Source organism: Mycoplasma aquilae ATCC BAA-1896 (assembly GCF_048074525.1).
GTDB lineage: Bacteria > Bacillota_I > Bacilli_A > Mycoplasmatales > Metamycoplasmataceae > Mycoplasmopsis > Mycoplasmopsis aquilae.
In genome coordinates this window covers 442287-463926 of sequence record NZ_CP182208.1, presented here as the reverse complement: position 1 = coordinate 463926, position 21640 = coordinate 442287, and the positions used below count along the sequence as shown (strand labels likewise).

Here is a 21640-nt window from a genome sequence, read left to right as displayed (position 1 = left end):
ATATGAAATTAAATTATAAAAATGATATTGTAGTTATTGGTACTGGTCGTTTTGGCCAAGCAGTAATAGAACAATTGATCAAAATGGAAAAAAGCGTTTTTGTTTTAGATAAAGACCAAGAAACAGCTAAATTATTTGCAGATGAAGTAGATCGTATCGTTATCGGAGATGCTGCAGACACAAGAACATTAAAATCACTTGGTATTGATCAAGCAGAAACAGTTGTTGTTGCTGTTTCAGATAACATCGAAATTGTTGCTGCCTTATTAGAATTAAAAGTTAAAAATATTATTGCTCGTGCTACATCTAAACGTCATGCTAGAGTACTAAAACAAATTGGAGTAGATGTTATTATTAGACCTGAATATGAATCAGGAATTAGAGCTGCCCTTATTGCAACAAATCGTAATTTCATTCGTTATTCTCAAAATTTACAAGAAATTGGTGGAAATTTTGTTATTGGGTCAACTAAAGTTAATAATAATGAACTTGAAAACAAACAAATTAAAGATCTACATTTATCTCAAATGGGGATTACAATTGTGCTAATTAAAACAGGTAATACATTTAAACGTGCTACTGGTGATACTGTTATTCAAAAAGATGATATTATCACAATTATTGGTGAAGTTGGAAATGTTACAAATGCACTAGAATGATTAAACGATAAAGAAGATGTAACAGAAGAAAACAAATAATTAAATTTCTAATACTTCGGTATTAGATTTTTTTTATTTTTATCTCTATCATATAGGGCTGAAAACTCAAGTAGCTTATTAGGCAAAAGTACAAAAATCTATATAATTTAATTAATTATATTAATTAAATTATGAGGTAAAACATGAATGATAAAGATAAAATCTTAGTAAATGATAATGAAGAAGAAAAAGTAAAAATTCAAGATGATACAGAGTTTGAATATGAAGAAAACAACACAATGATTTTTAGAAAGAAAAAGCCTGTGGTTATTGAAGAAGATGAAGAAGAAATTCCTCAAGAAAGTGAAGAATATGTTGTTACATCACAAATTATTACTGAACCAACTGATGGTCTACATCCAGTAGTAATTGATAATGAAATGAAACAATCATTCCTTGAATACTCAATGAGTGTTATTGTTTCTCGTGCTTTACCAGATGCAAGAGATGGATTAAAACCTGTACATCGTAGAATTTTATATGATATGAGTGAGCTAGGAATTACTCCAGGCAGTCAACACCGTAAGTCAGCTCGTATTGTTGGGGATGTACTTGGTAAGTACCACCCACATGGTGATTCTTCAGTGTATGAAGCAATGGTTAGAATGGCACAAGACTTCTCAATGCGTTATCCATTAGTAGATGGGCACGGAAACTTTGGATCAATTGATGGTGATGCTGCAGCTGCGATGCGTTATACTGAAGCTAGAATGGCTAAAATAGCAGTTGAAATGCTGGATGGTATTAAGAAAGATACTGTAGATTTTGTTGATAACTATGATGGTAGTGAACAAGAACCTACAGTGCTTCCATGTCGTTTTCCTAACTTACTTGTTTCAGGTTCTTCAGGTATTGCTGTTGGGATGGCAACAGAAATTCCGCCACACAACCTTGGAGAAACCATTGATGCTACAATTGCACTCGCTAAAAACCCTGAAATTACAGTCAAAGAATTAATGCAATATATTAAAGGACCTGATTTCCCTACTGGAGCAATTATTTTAGGTACTAAAGGCATTTTAGAAGCTTATGAAACAGGTAGAGGAAGTATACCAGTACGCTCTAAGTGTGAAGTAATTGAACAAAGCAATGGAAAAAGCAAGATTATTATTCGTGAAATTCCTTATGCAATTAAGAAGACTACAATCATTGAAAAGATTGCTGAATTACACAAAACTAAAGTTATCGAAGGAATTGTTGACTTAAGAGATGAATCTAACCGTGAAGGTATTAGACTTGTTATTGACGTTAAAAAAGGAGTAAATCCTCATATTTTACTTAATAAGCTATACCAAAAATCAAATATCCAAACTACATTTAATTTTAACTTAGTTGCTATTGTTAATAATGAACCAAAAACTTTAAACTTAAAACAAGCTTTAGAAGTCTTTATTGATCACCAAAAAGAAGTAGTAACTCGTAGATTAAAATTTGACTTAAATAAAGCTGAAGAAAGAGCTCATATCTTAGATGGATTAAAAATCGCTGTTTCTAATATTGATGAAGTTGTAGCAATTATTAAGAAATCTAAGACAGATGTAGACGCACAACAAGCTTTAGGTCAAAGATTCGGCTTAAGTGAAAAACAAACAAAAGCTATCTTAGAAATGCGTTTAAGTCGTCTTACAGGTTTAAGCATAGAAAAGATGGATGCAGAAATCACTGAACTACAAGTTGAAATAGCTCATTACAAAGATATCTTATCTTCAGAAGCTAAATTAATTGATGAAATCGTGCTCGAATTACAAGAAGTTAAAGAAAAATACAATGATGAAAGAAGAACTGTAATTGATGCTTCTGCAGTTGGCTCAATTTCGGATGAAGATTTAATTCCTGAAAGAGAAATTGTTATTACAATGTCTTCAAAAGGTTATGTAAAACGTATGGATCTAGATGAATACAACACTCAACGTCGTGGTGGAATGGGCTCAGTTTCAATGAAGACTTATGACGATGATGATATAGCAATGATTATTCATGCTTCAACCCATACAGACTTATTACTATTTTCAAACTATGGAAAAGTATATAGCCTTAGAGGACACCAAATTCCTGAAGGTTCTAAACAATCAAAAGGATTACCATTTATCAATATTATTCAAGGACTTGATACTGAAAATGGTGAAAAGATCGTTTCAATTTTAGATATTGATTCTTATGCTGATAATCAATATTTAGTAACTGTAACTAAACAAGGTATGTTTAAAAAGTCTGAACTTAACTTATTTAGCAACATTAGAAGAAATGGATTAATTGCGTTTAAACTACGTGAAGGTGACCAATTAGTAAGAGCTTTTGTAATTGGCAAAAATGACGCTGTTTTACTAGCTAATAACGTTAAAAATATCGTAATGTTTAAATCAGATGATGTTAGACCACTTGGGCGTTCTTCTTTAGGAGTTAAAGGTATTTCGCTAGCTCCTGGTCAAGAAGTAATTTCAGCTTCTGCAGACAATGAAGGGGATTATGTTCTAACACTTGGAGAAAAAGGATTTGGAAAATTAACTTCTAAAGATCAATTTAGATTAACTAACCGTGGTGTTAAAGGTGTAACTGGAATTAATGCAGAAAAAGCCGGAAAACTAGTTTTTGCTCGCTTTGTTAACCTAAGTGATGAATTACTAGTTATTACTTCTTCAGGTGTTACAATTCGTACTCAAGTTGATCAAATTTCAGAGGCTTCACGTAACACTAAAGGGGTTAAAATCATTAACCTTAAAGATGGTGATAGTATTGTTGATGTTGAAGTTATCAAACAATAATTTAAGTAATTGTAAGCTTATGCCTATGGCATAGGCTTTTTTATTTAAAAACCCAGCACCTATTGGTGCTGTATATTAGGATAAAAATTTTAGACACATAGCGCCATATGATTAGAAATATCATATGGTGTTTTATATTCTAAATTTCTTTGTGGTCTTTCTGTGTTATATCAAAACACGAATGAATTAATTAAATTATAAACTATTTCATATTCTAAATTGGATGTATTATAAAAGTCAAAAAGTTCTCTTTGAAATATTGAAAATAAGAATTCTGATGGCCTATTTCTTAATGAATTGCCCTTTGGAGACATTGATTGAGCTATATTAAGAGACTTTAAAAAATTTGAAAACATTTTGTTTGCATATTCGATACCATGATCAGAGTGAAAAACACTTGGTTTTATATTATATTTATCGATGCATGCCTGCAATAAATTTATACTTGCTTGTGCAGTTCTATCAATAGATAATGTTCAGCCAAGTATCGCACCAGAATAAGTTTCAGTAACCACATGTAAATAATGTCAAACACCATTTACTTTCACATATTTAATATCTGCATGTAAAACTTCTCCAAAATAACTTGAAACGAAATTTCCTTTAATCAAATCTGGAGCCCAAACTCTATCATATTTTTCTTCCTTTGGTGGTTTATCTTTTCTTCTATTTTTATATGCATTTGATTTATAACCCAAAGAATCAAAATTAATTCTAAAAGCATAAGTTGAAATTTTATGCCCTGTCTCATAGACGTATTTGTGAAAAAGTTTATCTCTTCCAATGACATTATTTGATAATTCGATTTGCGTTTTTAGCCAATCAATAACAGTATCATCTAAATATTGATTTCTTCTATCTATTTTTTCTGCTTTTTCATATGTGCTGTAAATAGATGTTCTGTTTACATGAAATACCTCAGCTGCTAATTTATTGTTATGAAATGATTGATTTTTTTGCTTTCTTTCTTTTATCTTTTGAATGATTACATTTGGATTAATACCATTTTCCTCTAATATTTCTTCCATAATTTCTTGATATAAATTTCTATCATGATCATCGAATTCATTAATGCTTCTACGTTTAGGTGGCCTACCTGATGCTTTCCCTTTTTAGAAGATTTTCCGGTTTGAGATTCTAATTTTGTCATATCAGTATTATATATGTTAATTCAATATTTGATATATTTGTATGCGTATCGATAAGGATTAACATTACGTTTTCTTCTGGCATATGAAGTGTATACGTCTTTGTATCTTTCTTCTCAAAATTCTTCAACAAATTCTATTTGAGCATACTCGATTCCTTTATTTAAAGCAAGATTAATATATTTTAATTTTTGTTCTACAGTGAATTGTTTTCTTGACATAAAAAACACATTCCTTTCTTAATTTTGGAATGTGTCTTAAAATTTTCTCCTAATATACACCTATTGGTGCTGTGTCCTGCATTCTTATCGTGTATTTCTCACTTAGGGATAACGGACCTACTAGTGGGTCCAAACTCGTTCTTAATTTATAAGAACTTGTAAAAATTAAATATAATTTATCTGCATTGTCTATAAGATAATGAGTTTGTTAGCTTAGTTTTTCATTATTCAGAGGCTAACAAGATTACAAAAATATTGAAGCGTTCTCGCACTAGCGTGAGAGCGTTTTTCATTTATGTATCTTTTTAGCGCTGAATTAAAATTTTCACTTATATTATTTGTGTAAATAAATTTTCTAAGCTTTATAGGTAGTTTCATAAATTTCAAAATTTCATCTAATGATTTTTTCTAGTATTTCTACAGCTTTTGGATATTTATCATAGTAATTTGTTTAAAGTTTAAAATAAATAAACTCTTTTTCTACAATTTATAGGTTTGACGCTGTATAAATCTTTTTAAATGCTTCAACAAAAGATTTTCTGTCTTTATAGTTTACATTTGTAAGTGCATTTTGCTTCTTATGAATAACGCATTTTTTGTATTTGTGATGTGGGGAATATTTCTTTTAAAATGGCATTGCCTAAAAAGTCATCGCAAATTATAAATTCCGGATCAACTAGTCCTCTTTCTTTTAATCCATATAGAAACTTACTTAAATTTATCTTAGATTCAGCATCTTGTACTTTCATAGATAAAAGTTCTTTATAACCATCTTTATTTATACCAATTGCTGTGTATACTTCTACCTTATAGCTCTTTTTGATAAAATTCTTCTTATCTTCAACATCAAAAATGTTTTCAGCAATTTCTCCTGTTATAGGATTGTATCACTTCATAACATTGTGATATGAAGCATCAATAAATAGAGCTAATCATTCTCCTTGAATATCATGCTTAAACATTTGTGATGATAATACATCTATCTTTTGTTTTATCCTGTTTATTAAAGAATGTCCAACTTTAATTCCTGTGAATAGTTCAACAATTCTTGAAACTTGTTCATATGATAAGAAAGAAGCTAGAAGTATTGCAATTAAAGTTTCAAAATCTCTTGAGCATTTTTCGTATTTTGTTAATGCACTAGGTATAAAGTTTTTGCCTCTTACTCTTGGTATTTTTAATGTAATTTTTCCATTCAAAGTATATTTTGTGGATTCTCTGTAACCATTTCTTTTGACATTGCTATCTGGATTTAAATCTTTTTCTTCTCTTATAAAAGACTTCGCTTCTTTATCCATAGTATCATTAAATTGTTCAATCATAGATTCTGTAGTTATACCTAAAATTTGTGCTAATTCTTTCATCTGTCTTCCTACTTCTGTCAATTGTTTGATTTATATATTTGTTTATATTAATCATAACAAAAAAGCCCTTCTTTGGAACGAGTGATTTAAAAGTCGCATTATTTAGCCTGTTATCTGTTATTTTTTGAGTTGAAATTCCGAAACTCAAGAAAATTATTGACAGCATCATCCGAGCTTTAATTAATCATATATATTGACTGTTAAATTAATATTAAAAAAACCAGAGTTTAACTCTGGAATTTAGTAAAAGATGGTAACTAACCAATTTAATTTCCTTATTTTAAGGTATAAAAGTAAAAAATAAATTACTATGTACATTTATTCCATTTATATTAGATATTAACAACGCCCTTTAATATGAAAGTAAATATTTAATCCTTTCAAAATCGCTTCTTGAATTTCGCTATTTGAATATTGCAACAATTCTAATGCTTTTAAATCAAATCATGAATCTTGATTAAATATAGTACGATTAAATGCTTTAAAGTTTACATTAGCTGCATTAAAACGAATGAAAAAGGCTTGTGGGTGTATGATAGAAAAATCTAGGTTTTTGCTTCCTAAGAAATATAAACTCGTAAAAATGTCATAAATTACATAAAAATCTTCAAAAATTTCTTCTTTCGAAAATATTATTGGATGCTGTTGATATGTTCGATTTTCTCAAAATCTCAAGTTTTCATCTAGATATTGAATGTACATTCCCATGTCCTGTCCCTCAACCTCAGAGCCTACTATGCCCATCAGTTCATTGTTGATGTCAAATAGTGAATTAATTATCTTGAATTCACATAAATATTTGTTAAATGCCTTAATATGTTCTGCTGGTACATCGCTAATATCATTTTCTGAAATATTAAATTGAACTTCTTGCTTGCTGCGCAACATCGGTGCAAACATAATTTCTCTAAATAATTTTTTAGTAAGTTTTTGGAATGACTCTTTCTTAGGCGATTTAAAACGTTTAAATGTTAATAATTCTGATATAACTTCATTTACAAATGGTATAAATTCATTATAAGTTCCAATTTTAGAACTCCCCTTTTTCTCACTTATTTCGAATTTGTTATGGCATTGATTTCCAAAAATAGCCTTATGTCCTAATGTGAAATAGTTTTTATAATTTTCTAATTCTTGACTTAATTCTCATGCAACGTTTTTTTGGTTGTTGTTCTTGTTTACTCGAATGTTTTTGTTGTAAGAGAACAAGAAATCTAAAGCAGTTTCTACATTATATTGTTCTTCTTCATGTTTTTGCAATGCACCGTAATACATAACGAATAAAATTAAAGAAACGACAGTGAAGTGGTACTCTGATACAGAATTTAAATAAAAGTAATATTTAGAATTTGATCATTCGGTTCTAAAATGCTTATACACACTAGGCATAAAGTTCTTATACATTTTATAAAAAGAGTGATCTAAAGTTTGTTGAATCTGCTTGATACAGTGTTCAAATATCTTACCTTCTTGTGATATTGTATGATCACTAAAATATTGCCGAGCATATTTTTGATTGTCGGGAATATCCTCTCATTGATTAACTTCTATTGGTAATGAAAAGAAACTGCATAAGCCCATTTTATAAAATTCGCTTGTGCAAAATAACTCGTAACATTTTCGCTTATCCTTATTTTTAAAATTAGCAAATAAATTAAAGTGTTGAATAATATCATCAAAGTAATTATAAGCTAATGAATCAACTGAATGAATATGAGTACTTTTTCTTATTAACTCCTCTTTTATAGTGTGCTCACAATGACTTCTAGAATTAGATGGCATATCTATAATCTTTTGTAAAGATTCTAAAAGTCCTAATAGTTCATCTTTTGTAGTTTCTATAGGGAAGTCTGCTTCTTTTAATAATCTATCACTAAGAAATTCTAATATTTCATTAAAATCAGGAAACCTTTGAAGAACATTTTTTAATTTTCCAATTTTAAATTCTTTTACTTTTTTTCCTTTGACTAGAGTGAGAATTACCTCATCTTCTGGTTTACAGTTTTGATTATTTCATGTTATTGATTGTGTTTTCATATCTATATTATAATGGCACTTTAATTATTTCTTTCTAAAAAATATTTTTTATGTTTATGAAATAATCGAAACAATATTTAAGAAATTTGTACAAGTAATTTAATATAAGGAAAAACTAATAGCTCTACAATACTGTGCTATTCGTTTTTAAACCTTTAAAACTCCGAAACCAAGGATAATAATAGCATTCAAAAAGCCAGTGGCAATATAACCACTGACTAATACAAAATTATTATTTTTTTGTTACGGTAGGTATTTTTTCAAGATGATCAGCTCCTGAAAATGCTGCATCACCTATTTGTTCTAGTTTAGGGAAATCAGCTGTTTTTAATTTAATAGCTCCTGAAAATGCCAATGTATCAATGAATGTGACTTTAGGGAATGAAACGGATGTCAATTCAATTGCTTCTTTAAATGCCTCATTTCCTATTCTTGTGACATTTGGTGCATCTATATTTGTTAGGCTTGAAGCTTTTTTAAATGCATAATCAGATATGATAGTTGCTTTAGGGAATGAAACAGTTGTTAGCGCTTCGGCGTTTTCAAATAAAGCATCAGAAATATTGGTTACATTAGGAAATGAAGCAGAAGTTATTTCTTTATTATCGCGGAAAACAGCACCCACTATAGCAGTAACTTCATTATTAGATACTTCTCCTTTTGCATCATCTCATTTAACTAAAATCTTATTAATTATCATTTTAGTTGGTAATTTTGGCGTCATATAAAAGGCAGCTTTATCAATTGACTTGACTTCAGGAAATTCGATATGTTCTAAGTTTTTATTATTGTAAAATGCATATTCACCAATTGATGTAACTTTAGGGAAGCTAACCATTTTTAAGCTTTCAGCATTGTAGAATGCACTATTACCAATAACCTCTAATTTCGGTGCTGAAATTGAAATTAAATTTTTGGCATTTTCGAATGCACAATAATCAATTTCAGTTACATTAGGGAATAAAACTGAAGTGATTTTATCATTGCCAGAAAAGACTTTTGAAAATATTATTTTAATACTGTCATCGTTAATTTCGCCTGTTGCATTTGGATATTTAATTAATATTCCATTTAATACAATTTTGTCGTTAATGTCAGGGAAGATTTTTCCTTCTGGGCCTAAAAATGCTTCGCCATCAATACTTTTAACATTAGGGAAATCTACTCCAGTAATTTTTGCAGTATCCATAAAAGCATATTTTACAATTTTAGTTACATTAGGATCTGTTATATTCCCTGATGCTTTATCTCACTTAATCAAAAGGCCATTTATAGTTACTTTATCATCGCTTAAGTTTTTAAAAAGTCATGGTCTTGTTGGCGCACCAAAAATTGGCTGCGTATATCCGTTTACACTTTCTAATTTTGGAGCAATAAGTTTTTTAACTTTTATTGATGTATCTCCTGGATATCCAGCTCAAATAGTTTTGGTATCAGGACATTCTAGAGTAATATCTCCTACATTATGAATAAGTTCATCATCTAACTTTCTAATAAATTCACTTAAAATTTTATAAGTAATAGTTGGAGCATTTTTAATTGTCATTACTTTTGTTTCTTTATTAAATTCCATTTTTACATTAGGGTCTGAAGATTTTAAGTCAATTAATGCTGGAATTTCTTCTTTGTTTCTGTCGCCTGAACCATCACTTGGATTAGTTTGAATAATTTTATCATCAGGTTTATTACATGCACCTGCCACCAAAGGAGCACATACAACTGAGAGCGAAGAAATCCCTAATAAAATGAATAATTTGTTACGTTTCATATTTTCTCCTTAAATTATTAATCTAACCTTATTTAAAATTCTTGTTCGCATATTAATTATTAATTAAATAAACAATATCATCATATTATAATTATTTCACTTTTCTACATTTTGACAATTACTAATATCCCAATAGGCTAGTGAATAAAATTTTCTTTCATTCATTTAAAAAACATTTATCATAGCAAGCCAAAGAAATAGTCAAAAAATATAATAATGATTAAATATAATTAATGAAATTTATGACGTTATATTTTAATTTCCTAATAAAAAATAAGAAAATAACATTTTTTTAGTCAAAAAAATAACTTTTTAGTTTTAAATATTATGCTAAAATATCAAAGTCTATTCCAATATAATTTAAAAAGTGATAAGATAAATAACAGACACAAAAAGGAGTTACTATGTCATCAAAATCAACATGCAAAGATTTACATAAAAAATCTTGATCAGAATCTAAAGCTCAAATGAAACGTGGAAACTTATTGATGTTAGCAATCGGTTTCTTACTTGGGGGAGTTTTTACAGCATTAGTATCATCATTTGCAAATGATATTATTATGGCTGCTATTACAACAGCATTCGGTAAAACACCAGATACATGAGTAATAGCTCAAAAATCTGATGGAACAGGTGGAATTTATATCGGTAAATTCTTAGCTGCATTAATCCAATTTATTATTGTATCTGCAGTAGTATTTGGAATCTTATACTTCTACTTCCTAATTAGAAATTACAGAGCTTACCGTAAAGAGCTTAAAAACCCAGTTGTTGAAGCACCAGCAGCACCTGCTCCAGTTCCTACAACAGAAGAATTAATCTTAGCTGAATTAAAGAAATTAAATTCAAATGTTGACGATTCTAAATCACTATTTAACGTAAAATAAATATAGTATTTCCACTATCTGCTCTAGCAGGTAGTGTTTTTATATCTAACACTCCATATAATAAAATTAAGTTATAATATTTAATATATAAAATAAAAGCAAACATAGTATATTTTCTATAGTAAGCTAGATATAAAAGTATATGGAGAGAGGATAAAATGCAAGAAATTCAAAATCAAGAGGCTCATGCAAAAGCAAAAATATCACTTGATAAAGCGATGAGTAAATATCGAAAAATAATGTTGATTAGAGCGCTACTTATTTTGCCAGTGCTTATGGCAGTATTTGCTATTATTTCTCTTGTTAAATGGAACACAGTTGCGGGTTGAATATTGTTGGCACTTTGCATCGTTACATTAATTTGCTATTGAGTTTATTCTACATTTAGAATAAATCCTAGAATTAAAAAAATGGAGCAGTGGTTAGAGATTTATAAGCCCTATTTTAAGGAATATTACTTTAAATTATCGTTTTTTAACAAATTCATTTTTAAATATTTTTTCATTATCGAACTTTATGATCAAGAGCAAGTTAATATATTATTAAACGATGACAAAGCAGAACAAGATACCAATATCAAGGAGAATTAATGAAGAAAACTATGGATGAATTAAATGCATTAGATAAAGAAAAATATTTAACAGCTGAAAAATGTCTACTTCAATCTTTGAAATTTTATAAAAAGAACTTATTAGTAAAATTACTTTTATTTATTCCCTTTGCCATTATTATATCAGCTATCTTTCTAGGCGTATTTTTATCTCAAATGTGGTATATTGCTTTAATATTGATTGTAGCAATTATTGTAATTTGCCATATTTGTTACATTATGTTGGTAATTAATCCATCAATTCGTGAATCAGCAAAGTTTTTAGCTCAATATAAGTCACAAATGGCTGCATTTTATAAAAGTACAAAATTAAATTGATTTAATAGATTTATTTTTAAACAATTTTTCTTAGTAGATATGTATGGTGTACATGAGGCTATATCTATTATGAAATTTCCAGAAAAATATGAAAGAGTACAAGCGAATTTAGAAGACAAAACTGGCCTTAATATGACTAATGAGGAGCAAAATAAAGAACCTGGAATTTTTGAGACAATAATGCGTGCTAGTAGTCAAGATAATGAATAATTTTTATCATTAAGTCAAATATCCAAGTGAGGATATTTTTTATTATTTTTTATCTATAACTCTATTATTAAGCATTAGATTTTCATACTCTTTAAGCTGAAAAAATTCTAAATTATAATATAATTTAGAAACTAAATAAGGAGCGCATATGCAACAACAAAAAAAATCAAGAAGAGAAATGAGAAAAACAGTTATTGCTGTTTTATACAAATATGAATTATTAGAAGAACCAATTAAAGTGGAAGAAGCCTTTGAAGAGTTTTTTCTAGATCGCGAAGAGTTACTAAGATTAGAGCTAATAGCAAGAAACTATGCATTTTTACGCAAATCTTTAAATGCATTATTAAATAAAAACTGAAAATGAGAAAGAATTTCTCCTTTAATTCGAGCTATTATTTTAAATGGTGCTTTTGAACTATATAACACGAATCCAAAAATTGTTATTAATGAAGCAATCGAAATAACTAAAATTTATTTCCCTAAAGATCTCCCTGATCAACCAGCCACATTACAAGGTAAGCAATACAAATTTGTTAATGCTATCTTAGAAAATTATTTAAAACTAATTCAAACCTTTGAACTAGCTGAAAAATTAGAAAAACAAACAAGTCAAGACAATGAGTAAGATAAACAATCGCAGATTGTGATCTAAGATGGTTTTATCATTTGCTTACAAATCACATTATCATGGAATTTTAAATAAAATCAACTCAACCTATAAAAAATTTCATGAGATGCATTTATTGTCTCATGAACAATTGGAAAAATTTGAAACTAAAAAATTTGCTGAACGTAGTAAAAACTTAAATGAATTTATTGATAACTTTAACCAAGAACTAGAATTTTACCCCGAAGTTACCAATGAGCAAAAAGAAATGATTTATAACTTTTATTATTATTTGTTTTACGATCTTTTTATCAAATATTATGATCGAGACGAGTTAGAGGTGAAAAACTTTCTGGGTGAAGTTTTTAAAACTATTGATCTTGATAAAGATAAGAAGATTCGCAAGCAACAGTTTCAAATTATTGTTAATAAAGTCAAGCGTGAATATTACTATTTATTTCTTGATGAATTTCAAAAAATCCCAGGGTACAACACTGCTCTAAGAGAAATTTTAAGAAAGGTCCTATAATGAATCAAAATGATATTCGCAAGCATTTCCCTATTTTAGAAAAAATTACTTATTTTGATTCAGCTGCTTTAGTGCTTAAGCCTAAAGAAGCTAGTGATGCAATTTATGATTACTATTGCAATAAGTCAATTTCTTCCCGTACTGCTGACACTCCTTTAGGCAATGAAGTTAATTCAACTATATTACGTGTACGTAGTAAAGTTGCTAACTTATTGCAAGCCAATGAAAATGAAGTAATCTTTACAAGTGGCACAACTGAAAGTATTAATCTTTTTGTTAATATGTTTCAGTCTTTACTTGCGCCTGGAGATGAAATTTTACTTAGTGCATATAACCACTCATCTAATTTGATTCCTTGAATTGAAATGAGCAAAAAAGTAGGAGCTAAAATAGTTATAGCACAAGATATTTTGGCTGCCATTAATCCTAAAACTAAAATTGTGGCCTTAAGTCATGAAACCAATAATTTTAATCAACATTTTGATATAGAGACTATTGCTGCAAAAGCTCATCAATATGGGGCATTTTTATTTGATGATGCAGCTCAAGCTATTTCACATGAGCCTGTTTCATTACAAGTAGTTGATGCAATAGCTTTTTCAACTAATAAATTTTATGGACCAACTGGTATGGGTGTATTGGCTATTAATAAAAACTTACTTACACAATTAAAGCCAGTTAAATTTGGTGGAGGATCAGTTAATGCCATTGATACAAATGCCTGCTGAGATCCTAAACAAACTATAGCTGCCTATGAACCTGGAACTCCTGATATTGCTGGTTTCTTTATGTTTGATAAAGCACTAGATTTCTTTGCTCAAGTTGGATATAAGCAAACGCAAGAAATCTTATATGAGTTATCTACTTATTTACATGAAGCTTTAGCTAGCTTACCTAATGTTACAGTATATACTAAAGCAGGAGACAATATTGCTCTAATCAATGTCAATGGAATTAATGCTCAAGATGTAGCCACTTATCTAGGAAGCAAAAACATTTATACGATAGCCGGTATCTTTTGTGCCCCTTACTTAAGAAATATTCAAGATACTTATTCTTTCTTAAGAATTTCACTTGGAATTTATAATACAAAAGCAGATATCGATAAGTTAGTCGAAGAATTAAAAAATGGAGGTGATTTTTATGCATTTTAATCAAAATGAAGCTAGAGAAATAATCATGAATCACTATATGAATCCAACTAATAAAATAACTTTAAATGGTGATTTTATGACTTGTTATAGTAATACATGTTCAGATAAATTGGAACTACAAGTAAATTGAGAAAATGGTAAAGTGTCTCAAGCTAAATTCAATGGTCATGGGTGTGCTGTTTTTATAGCTGCTACAGATATTTTTCTTAGCCTAATTGTAGGTAAAACCAAGCAAGAAATTGCTGCTTTAGTGGATACATTTACTAAATTTGTGGCACAAGAGCCACTAGATGAAGCCAGCATCGCTTCACTTGGAGAGTTATGAGCCTTTTATAATGTTAAAACACATTTAAATCGAGTAGCATGTGCATTATTAACTCCAAATACTTTTATTAATGAATAAACCAATTTTATTTCATATTGATTTTGACTGTTATTTTGTCTCGGCTGCTCGAACAATTCAGCCAGAATTGAACAATAAGCCTGTAGCAATTTCTCGCTCCTCAGCGCATGCTATTGCTGTTTCGATTTCATATGAATTAAAAAACAAAGGGATTAAAGCTGGAATGAAAAACTTTGAGATTTTAGCCTTAGAGCCTAGCACCATTATAGTTCCCAGCAATATGGCTTTATATGAGGAACTTTCTAGCAAGATTTTTGAATATCTTGCAACTGCATACAGCGGAAATATCCAAATAGCTTCTATTGATGAATGCTATATGGATGTTACTGATCTGGTTGCTAAACTTGGGATTAGACCTGTACAACTAGCTCAAAAGGTGCAAAGAGATATTATGTCAAAATTTAGAATACCAATTACAATTGGAATTTCACATAATAAATTTGCAGCTAAAATGACTACAAACATATCTAAACCATTTGGAATTGGCTATACTACAGAGCAAAATTTTGCTAGCCATTTTTTTGATTTAGATATTGAAAAGTACCACGGAATAGGTAAAAAAACAGCAGCTAAATTACGTCAGGTTAATATCAATACCATTGGTCAACTAGCAAGTAAAAAAGTTAGCGATCTAGAAATTAGTGCCATCTTTGGGCGTATTGGCCAAGATATCTTACGTAATTTAGATCCATATGTTTATGAACATATTACTTTTAAAGACGAAAAGGCCTTAGGTATAGGCAACGAAATCACTTTTGAGCATTACGATATGCCTTATGAAATGAAGATGGAATATCTAGATTCATTATGTAATAAAGTTTCTTCGCGTTTAATTCAAGAAAATTTAGCCGGAAATGTTATAGCATTAACTATTCGTTATAAATCTAAAAAATGAACCACTAAGCAAGTTAAAATTGCCTCTTATATTAATTCTGCAAGTGATTTATATAAAATTATTTATAACATCTTTATTAAGAATTTTTCTGAGAGTGAATTTATAGGTCTTGGAGTTAGGGTTACAAATTTAATAGATCTAAACAATATGTATCTGCTAGTGAGTTTAATCAATAACATTAAACCAAATATACAAGATAATATTATTAAAGAGGTAATTGCAGAAGTACAAGGGCTTTTTGCTAATCCAACATTAAAAGTATTGAGTGAAGAAGAAATAAAAAATAGCAATTTACATAAAGGCGCTTATCGCTTTAAGAAAATGCTATTTAGAAAGTAGGGATTATGAAAATTGGAATTTATGGAGGATCATTTGATCCTATACACAAAGGACATATCAAGACTGCTCGTTATGTAATTAATAAACTAGGGCTAGATAAATTATTAATTGTACCAGCTGCTACTTCACCTTTTAAAACTAAAGGCAAGAAAGCTAGTGGTCAAGATCGCCAAAACATGGTGCAATTAGTACTCGAAGATAAAATGGAACTTTGTGACTTTGAACTAAAACGTGGAGGAGTTTCTTACACAATTGATACAGTTCAATATTTAGCTAATAAATATAAAGATGCCCAACTTTACTTAATTATAGGAAGTGATTTAGTTCCTAATATTTCAGGTTGAAAAAATATTGAGCAAATTGCTAGCTTAGCAAAAATTACTGTAGTTCGTCGTAATAGCAAAATTAATAAAGTTAATATTAAGAAATACAATGGTATTTTACTTGATAATCCTATTTTTGAGGCTTCTTCAACTGACTTTAAAAAAGGAATGTTTAACTTAGTTGATGATAAAGTAGCTCAATATATTGCTGCTCATAATCTTTATTTAGAACAACTAGTGCATAATACTCTATCAGCTAAACGAGCAAAACATTGTGTTTCTACTGCTTCCTTTGCAGCAGAATTAGCCAAAGCACATGGTCTAGATGCTAAAAAAGCTTACCTAGCTGGATTATTGCACGATATTGCTAAAGAATTTAGTGATGAGCAAGTACTTTACTTAATAAACAAATACGAGCCAGCTTTAGCTAATGGTTTATTACCTTATAAATATCATCAAACAGCTGGATATATATGGGTTAAATATGGATATAAACTTCCGGACGAAGAAATTGCACAAGCCATTTTATGTCATACATCAATGCGTGAAGACATGACTTGACTTGATAAAGTACTGTTTATAGCAGATAAAATTTGTGAAGGAAGAAGATACCCAGATATCCAGCAAACACGTAAATTGTGCTTTGAAAACTTAGAAGCAGGATTTGCACAAGTTGTACAAGAAACTTATCAATATAATCTTGATAAAGGAGTAGTTTTTACACCAGATCAAGTAAAACTTTATAATAAATATAGAAATGGAAACAAATAATATGGTTAAAGAAGAAAGAATTCAAAAACTCCTTTCTCAAGCAGGAATTGCCTCAAGAAGAGAAGCAGAAAGTATGATACTAGCCGGTAGAGTAAAACTAAATGGACGTCTTGCTAAATTAGGCGATAAAGCTACTTTTGCAGATACAATTTTAGTTGATAATCAACCAATTCAAGGGCAAGAAGAAAAGGTTTATTTTGTACTAAATAAACCACCTAAAACAGTATGTACATTAAAAGATAATTTTAATCGTACTATTGTAACTGATTTAATTGATACCCCTTATCGTATCTTTCCAGTCGGAAGACTAGATTACGATACTACTGGAGTATTAATTCTTACAAATGATGGAGAATTAGCAAGTAAACTTACACACCCTTCTTACGGTGTAGTTCGTGTATATCGTGCTAGATTAAATGAACCATTAGACAAACGTCAAATGGCTAAATTAAACAAGCCAGTAATGATTAATGGAACTTGATCAAAACAAGATGTAATTCAAGCTGATGTCAAAAGTTACTTTGTAGTTTTAACTCAAGGAACATACCACCACGTTAAAGAACTATTTAAAACTGTTGATCGCCAAGTAATCAACCTTAAAAGAGTTGAATATGGTGGAATTACATGTAAAAACATCCCGGTTGGGATGTATCGTCCTTTAACCATTAAAGAAGTAAAAACTCTTTACAGTTTAGTTAAAAATCCTAAAAAAGAACAATAATTTCGATCTTAAGCTAGCTAATGCTGGCTTTTATTATACTTTTATGCCTTATCTAAGGATATATTAAATCAAAATTGATTTTTCATAAGCATTCTTTAATACAGCATTATAGTTACTTGAATAATAAAGCCAACTACCTTATTATTTAGTAGCTAGCTCTTCATTATTTTGTTCTTTTTTATCCATTATTGCTTGTTGCAGTTTAGAATATCCATAGCTCATTCCAAAAAACAATATCATAAGAATATAGAAACCACGAGCAATGAAATTTAATGATAAGTAATATTCAGCTGCCTTATCATAATTATCATTGTAAATATCACGGAATTTATTTATGTAGAATAAAGTCCCAGTTCTAATGATTGCTGGTACCAAAATTAATATAGCTCCACAAATTAAAAATGTCATATATCTATCATCTTCTATTTCTAATGTGCTTCCTAATACAACCAAAGTTATCCCTGCAACAATGCAAGCAAGCATTAATATGAATAATATATTAAAAATAAAAAAGATTCTTTTATTTGATTTTTCAAACATATATCTCCTTATATATTAATGCTATTATTATAATTTATTTATTAATAGTACATATTAAATAAAGTTTAAGGAGCTAGTTAAATCCTTAAATGTGGAAATTTTCAAAAGTTTGTTCCATTTTCTTCTGTTTTTTTTTTTTTTTGTAAATTAGTTATAGGAGAATTTTAAATTTAGCAAATAAAATAAAAAAGACATTTATTTTTAGGGTTAAAAAGAGAATCTTTTATGCTTTCCATAGTAAATTTAAAATTATTCCTTTATATTTAACATAATAATTTTGCGTTATGAGAGAGGAATTTATGCACAAAAATAAGAAAATATTTATAGGTGCCTTAGTAGGGACTGCTATTTCTCTACCTTTAATATCAGCATCTTGTGGAAGTGATAAAGAAAGCAAGATTTCTGAATTAGAAAAGGATATTAAGAATCTGCAAGGCAAACTTGAAAAAAGCGAATCGAATCTAGACGGAGAAAAAAATGCTAATAGTGAATTGAATAATAAAATTCCAGAAAAGGATAAACAAATAGAGGATTTATCAAAAACCATTAGCAGTAGTGCGCCAAAACAAAATCTGGCTAATAACACAATTACTTTTTCATGTTACCCAGATGCTAATAGCCAAATAGATGTTATATATGATAAAAAGAATAAAACCCTTACTCTATCAGGTGCAAAAACTATAAATAATGCATTATTGACAGCCATAGATAATGCTTTATCCAAGTTTTTACATTCTAGCGAAAGAGTAACTTTAATTTCAAACGATACAACAAGAATTAATCCTTATATAACTCAGCTAAGTTTTATAGAAATAATTGATTTGCAATTACCTAAATTAATTGAAGTATCAAGTTCTTCTGATCACAATCTTAAAAACCTATTTGATTATTTGCAAATAAGTAAAGTAGTTCAAAATGGAATATTGTTAAAATGGTCAGGGGCATTTGGAGAGATAAATGATGATCAAGTTACAGCAATAGCACCTGAAGTATTTTCACGTAATGAAGGCATTACATCTGCAAGCTTTATTAATGTTAAAAATATAGGAGCAAGTAGTTTTGAAGGCTGCCGTAAATTAAAATCCATTCACTTTCCTAATGCTATCACCATAGAAAAAAGCGCTTTTAAAAATTGTGATTTAAATTCAGCAATTTTTGATAAAGTTCAAACTATTAATGATTCTGTATTCGAGGAAAATACAAACCTAGTAACAGCACTTTTCCCTAAAGCGATAGCAATCGGTAACAACGCTTTTAAAAGTGCTCACAACTTAATTGCTACAGATTTTAATAAGTGTCAAACCATAGGTGATGAAGCGTTTTGAGGTGCAGATAAGTTATTATCAATTAATTTGCCCAACGTGACCACAATAGGTAATGATTCATTTGCTTACAGTCAATCTCTTGCTGAAATTCATTGTCCAAGTGTTACAAGTATTGGAAAAAGAGCCTTTTCTAAAACAAAATTAAAAAATGTTTCTTTACAACAATTAGCAAAACTTGGCGAATCAGCTTTTAGTGAATGTACAAACTTAAAAGCAGTTGATTTTCCACTATTAAATCATATTGAACCTAATACTTTTAGTGATTGTACAAATTTATCTTCTGCAAGAATACCTAATTCGCTAATTATTGGTAAAAGTGCATTTTCTAATACAACAAGTTTGCATGGAATAGAATTAAATAATGTATTAAAAATTGAGACCGGTGCATTTAAAGACTCTAAACTTGAAAATATAGATTTTAACCAGCTAGAATATGTAGGAGCAGAAGCATTTAAAAATAATAAAAATCTAAGAACTGTTATTTTACCTAATGTAACAGTAATACATGCCAAAGCGTTTGAAGAAAATACTTCATTAGAAAAAATCTATATTCCGAGTGTTGAATATATCGATAATGAAGCTTTTTATCATGCATCTAATATTAATGAAATATCACTCCCAAAAGTAAAAAGCATAGGATATAAAGCGTTTTCTTGTATCGATCATCTACAATCATTTATTGCTCCTGAATTATCTATTATTAGTGACTATGCTTTGTCCGGCAATAACGATTTAATACATGTAGAAATACCAAATGCAGAAATCATTAGTTCTTACGCACTTAGCAATAATTCATCTTTAGCCACGGTTGCAATGAATAAAAAAATTAAATTAGGAAGGGGTGTTTTTTACAATACTCCTAAACTTAAAAGCAAAATAGTAGTTAATAGAAAATTAATTAAATGAACTGGTGCTAGTGGTGATATTCTCGATGATAGTATCACAAGTATAGCTGATGGTGCTTTTGAAAATAATAAAGCTATTACATCAATTTCATTCCCTAATGTGACAAGTATTGGAGATAGAGCTTTTAAAGGCACAACAAGCCTAACATCAATTTCATTCCCTAATGTGACAAGTATAGGAAATAGTGCTTTTAAAGGCACAACAAGCCTAACATCAGTATCATTTCCTAATGCCACAATTATTGAAGAGGGTGCTTTTGAAAATAATAAAGCTATTACATCAATTTCATTCCCTAATGTTACAAGTATTGGAGATAGAGCTTTTGCATATGCAACAAATCTAAATTCTGTTTCATTCCCTAATGTGACAAGTATAGGAAATAGTGCTTTTGAAAATAATAAAGCTATTACATCAATTTCATTCCCTAATGTGACAAGTATTGGATATAGAGCTTTTAAAGACACAACAAGCCTAACATCAATTTCATTCCCTAATGTGACAAGTATAGGAGATGAGGCTTTTTGAGGTGCCACAAACCTAACATCGGTAGATATGCCAAAATTAAAAGAATTAGGGTCGTGAGCATTTGAAAACACACCAAAACTAACAAGTAAAATTGTAGTCAATGGCGAATTGATTAGATGAGATGGCGCTAGTGGTGATGTTGTTGATGATAGTATCACAAAAATAGATGATGGTGTATTTAAATATAATTGAAGCATTACTTCGGCTTCATTCCCTAATGTAACAAGTATAGGAAATCAAGCTTTTAAAGGTGCAATAAACCTAACAATGGCAGACATGCCGAAATTAGAAAAGATTGGATACTCCGCATTTGAAAATACCCCGAAACTAATTAACAAACCAGGTCAGTAATGTATTAAAAGTCTATTTTATATTCATATCATTCTATTCTTATATACAGTGAAATATTAAAAATTTATGCCAATTATCCAGCTAAATCAAGAGAAAATACTAGACACATTCTTTAAAATTAAAGGAGTGTGTTTTTCTATGCCTAGAAAATAGTTTACAATTGGTAAAAACTAAGATATTTTATATTTTCAAGTTGATAAGATTAAAAAAGCAAAATAATATAGGATT

20 protein-coding genes are annotated in these 21640 nt (G+C 29.2%); 13 read left to right on the top strand and 7 right to left on the bottom strand.

Annotated elements, in window-relative coordinates:
• Nucleotides 1-2 precede the first annotated feature (2 nt).
• Both ACM0IS_RS02055 and gyrA read left to right on the top strand, forming a co-directional pair.
• Complete coding sequence (locus tag ACM0IS_RS02055) at nt 3-698, top strand: potassium channel family protein (RefSeq protein WP_416754105.1); 696 nt, start codon at nt 3-5, stop codon at nt 696-698.
• 143 nt (nt 699-841) lie between these two features.
• Nucleotides 842-3460, top strand: a complete 2619-nt coding sequence (gene gyrA / locus ACM0IS_RS02050; protein ID WP_416756640.1) for a DNA gyrase subunit A — start codon at nt 842-844, stop codon at nt 3458-3460.
• A gap of 89 nt (nt 3461-3549) precedes the next feature.
• Here the strand turns inward: gyrA and ACM0IS_RS02045 are convergent, their stop codons facing one another.
• The 6 genes from ACM0IS_RS02045 to ACM0IS_RS02020 all read right to left on the bottom strand — a co-directional run bounded on the left by ACM0IS_RS02045 (nt 3550) and on the right by ACM0IS_RS02020 (nt 9998).
• Nucleotides 3550-4488, bottom strand: a complete 939-nt coding sequence (locus ACM0IS_RS02045) for a DDE-type integrase/transposase/recombinase (protein ID WP_416756639.1) — start codon at nt 4486-4488, stop codon at nt 3550-3552.
• Nucleotides 4473-4829, bottom strand: coding sequence for a hypothetical protein (locus ACM0IS_RS02040; protein WP_416756072.1), 357 nt, complete (start codon nt 4827-4829; stop codon nt 4473-4475). The genes ACM0IS_RS02045 and ACM0IS_RS02040 overlap by 16 nt, the downstream gene beginning before the upstream one ends.
• 487 nt (nt 4830-5316) lie before the next feature.
• Nucleotides 5317-5415 carry a hypothetical protein gene (locus ACM0IS_RS02035; protein WP_416756652.1) on the bottom strand — a complete coding sequence of 33 codons (99 nt, stop codon included), beginning with the start codon at nt 5413-5415 and terminating at the stop codon, nt 5317-5319.
• A complete protein-coding gene (locus tag ACM0IS_RS02030) occupies nt 5408-6193 on the bottom strand; it encodes a transposase (RefSeq protein WP_416756638.1) in 786 nt (261 codons plus the stop codon). The genes ACM0IS_RS02035 and ACM0IS_RS02030 overlap by 8 nt, the downstream gene beginning before the upstream one ends.
• Nucleotides 6194-6532: 339 nt before the next feature.
• Complete coding sequence (locus ACM0IS_RS02025; RefSeq protein WP_416756637.1) at nt 6533-8230, bottom strand: hypothetical protein; 1698 nt, start codon at nt 8228-8230, stop codon at nt 6533-6535.
• A gap of 232 nt (nt 8231-8462) precedes the next feature.
• Complete coding sequence (locus tag ACM0IS_RS02020; protein ID WP_416756635.1) at nt 8463-9998, bottom strand: leucine-rich repeat protein; 1536 nt, start codon at nt 9996-9998, stop codon at nt 8463-8465.
• 404 nt (nt 9999-10402) lie between these two features.
• On the opposite strand from ACM0IS_RS02020, the gene ACM0IS_RS02015 reads away from it, so the two are divergent.
• From ACM0IS_RS02015 to ACM0IS_RS01970, 10 genes are all read left to right on the top strand, one after another.
• Nucleotides 10403-10885, top strand: coding sequence for an MscL family protein (locus ACM0IS_RS02015; protein ID WP_416756634.1), 483 nt, complete (start codon nt 10403-10405; stop codon nt 10883-10885).
• 158 nt (nt 10886-11043) lie between these two features.
• Nucleotides 11044-11475 (top strand): hypothetical protein, encoded by a 432-nt coding sequence (locus ACM0IS_RS02010; RefSeq protein WP_416756633.1) that lies wholly within the window; start codon nt 11044-11046, stop codon nt 11473-11475.
• Nucleotides 11475-12023: a hypothetical protein gene (locus tag ACM0IS_RS02005; RefSeq protein WP_416756632.1), complete on the top strand. Its 549-nt coding sequence runs from the start codon at nt 11475-11477 to the stop codon at nt 12021-12023. Before ACM0IS_RS02010 ends, ACM0IS_RS02005 begins: the two co-directional genes overlap by 1 nt.
• A gap of 148 nt (nt 12024-12171) precedes the next feature.
• The gene (locus ACM0IS_RS02000) at nt 12172-12648 is read left to right on the top strand and encodes a transcription antitermination factor NusB (RefSeq protein WP_416756631.1); all 477 of its coding nucleotides are present in this window, start codon (nt 12172-12174) and stop codon (nt 12646-12648) included.
• Complete coding sequence (locus ACM0IS_RS01995) at nt 12641-13159, top strand: hypothetical protein (RefSeq protein WP_416756629.1); 519 nt, start codon at nt 12641-12643, stop codon at nt 13157-13159. Before ACM0IS_RS02000 ends, ACM0IS_RS01995 begins: the two co-directional genes overlap by 8 nt.
• Nucleotides 13159-14313 (top strand): aminotransferase class V-fold PLP-dependent enzyme, encoded by a 1155-nt coding sequence (locus ACM0IS_RS01990; RefSeq protein ID WP_416756628.1) that lies wholly within the window; start codon nt 13159-13161, stop codon nt 14311-14313. The genes ACM0IS_RS01995 and ACM0IS_RS01990 overlap by 1 nt, the downstream gene beginning before the upstream one ends.
• Nucleotides 14303-14716, top strand: a complete 414-nt coding sequence (locus ACM0IS_RS01985; RefSeq protein ID WP_416756627.1) for an iron-sulfur cluster assembly scaffold protein — start codon at nt 14303-14305, stop codon at nt 14714-14716. The genes ACM0IS_RS01990 and ACM0IS_RS01985 overlap by 11 nt, the downstream gene beginning before the upstream one ends.
• Nucleotides 14709-15950 carry a Y-family DNA polymerase gene (locus ACM0IS_RS01980; protein ID WP_416756626.1) on the top strand — a complete coding sequence of 414 codons (1242 nt, stop codon included), beginning with the start codon at nt 14709-14711 and terminating at the stop codon, nt 15948-15950. Before ACM0IS_RS01985 ends, ACM0IS_RS01980 begins: the two co-directional genes overlap by 8 nt.
• 5 nt (nt 15951-15955) lie before the next feature.
• Entirely contained in the window at nt 15956-17044 is a 1089-nt protein-coding gene (locus tag ACM0IS_RS01975) for a nicotinate-nucleotide adenylyltransferase (RefSeq protein ID WP_416756625.1), read from the top strand.
• Nucleotides 17031-17765 (top strand): pseudouridine synthase, encoded by a 735-nt coding sequence (locus ACM0IS_RS01970; protein WP_416756624.1) that lies wholly within the window; start codon nt 17031-17033, stop codon nt 17763-17765. Before ACM0IS_RS01975 ends, ACM0IS_RS01970 begins: the two co-directional genes overlap by 14 nt.
• A gap of 141 nt (nt 17766-17906) precedes the next feature.
• Here ACM0IS_RS01970 and ACM0IS_RS01965 read toward each other — a convergent pair whose 3' ends face one another.
• Nucleotides 17907-18305, bottom strand: a complete 399-nt coding sequence (locus tag ACM0IS_RS01965; RefSeq protein ID WP_416756623.1) for a hypothetical protein — start codon at nt 18303-18305, stop codon at nt 17907-17909.
• Nucleotides 18306-18604: 299 nt separating this feature from the next.
• Between ACM0IS_RS01965 and ACM0IS_RS01960 the strand changes: the two genes are divergently transcribed.
• Nucleotides 18605-21412, top strand: coding sequence for a leucine-rich repeat protein (locus ACM0IS_RS01960; protein ID WP_416756622.1), 2808 nt, complete (start codon nt 18605-18607; stop codon nt 21410-21412).
• Nucleotides 21413-21640: the final 228 nt, after the last annotated feature.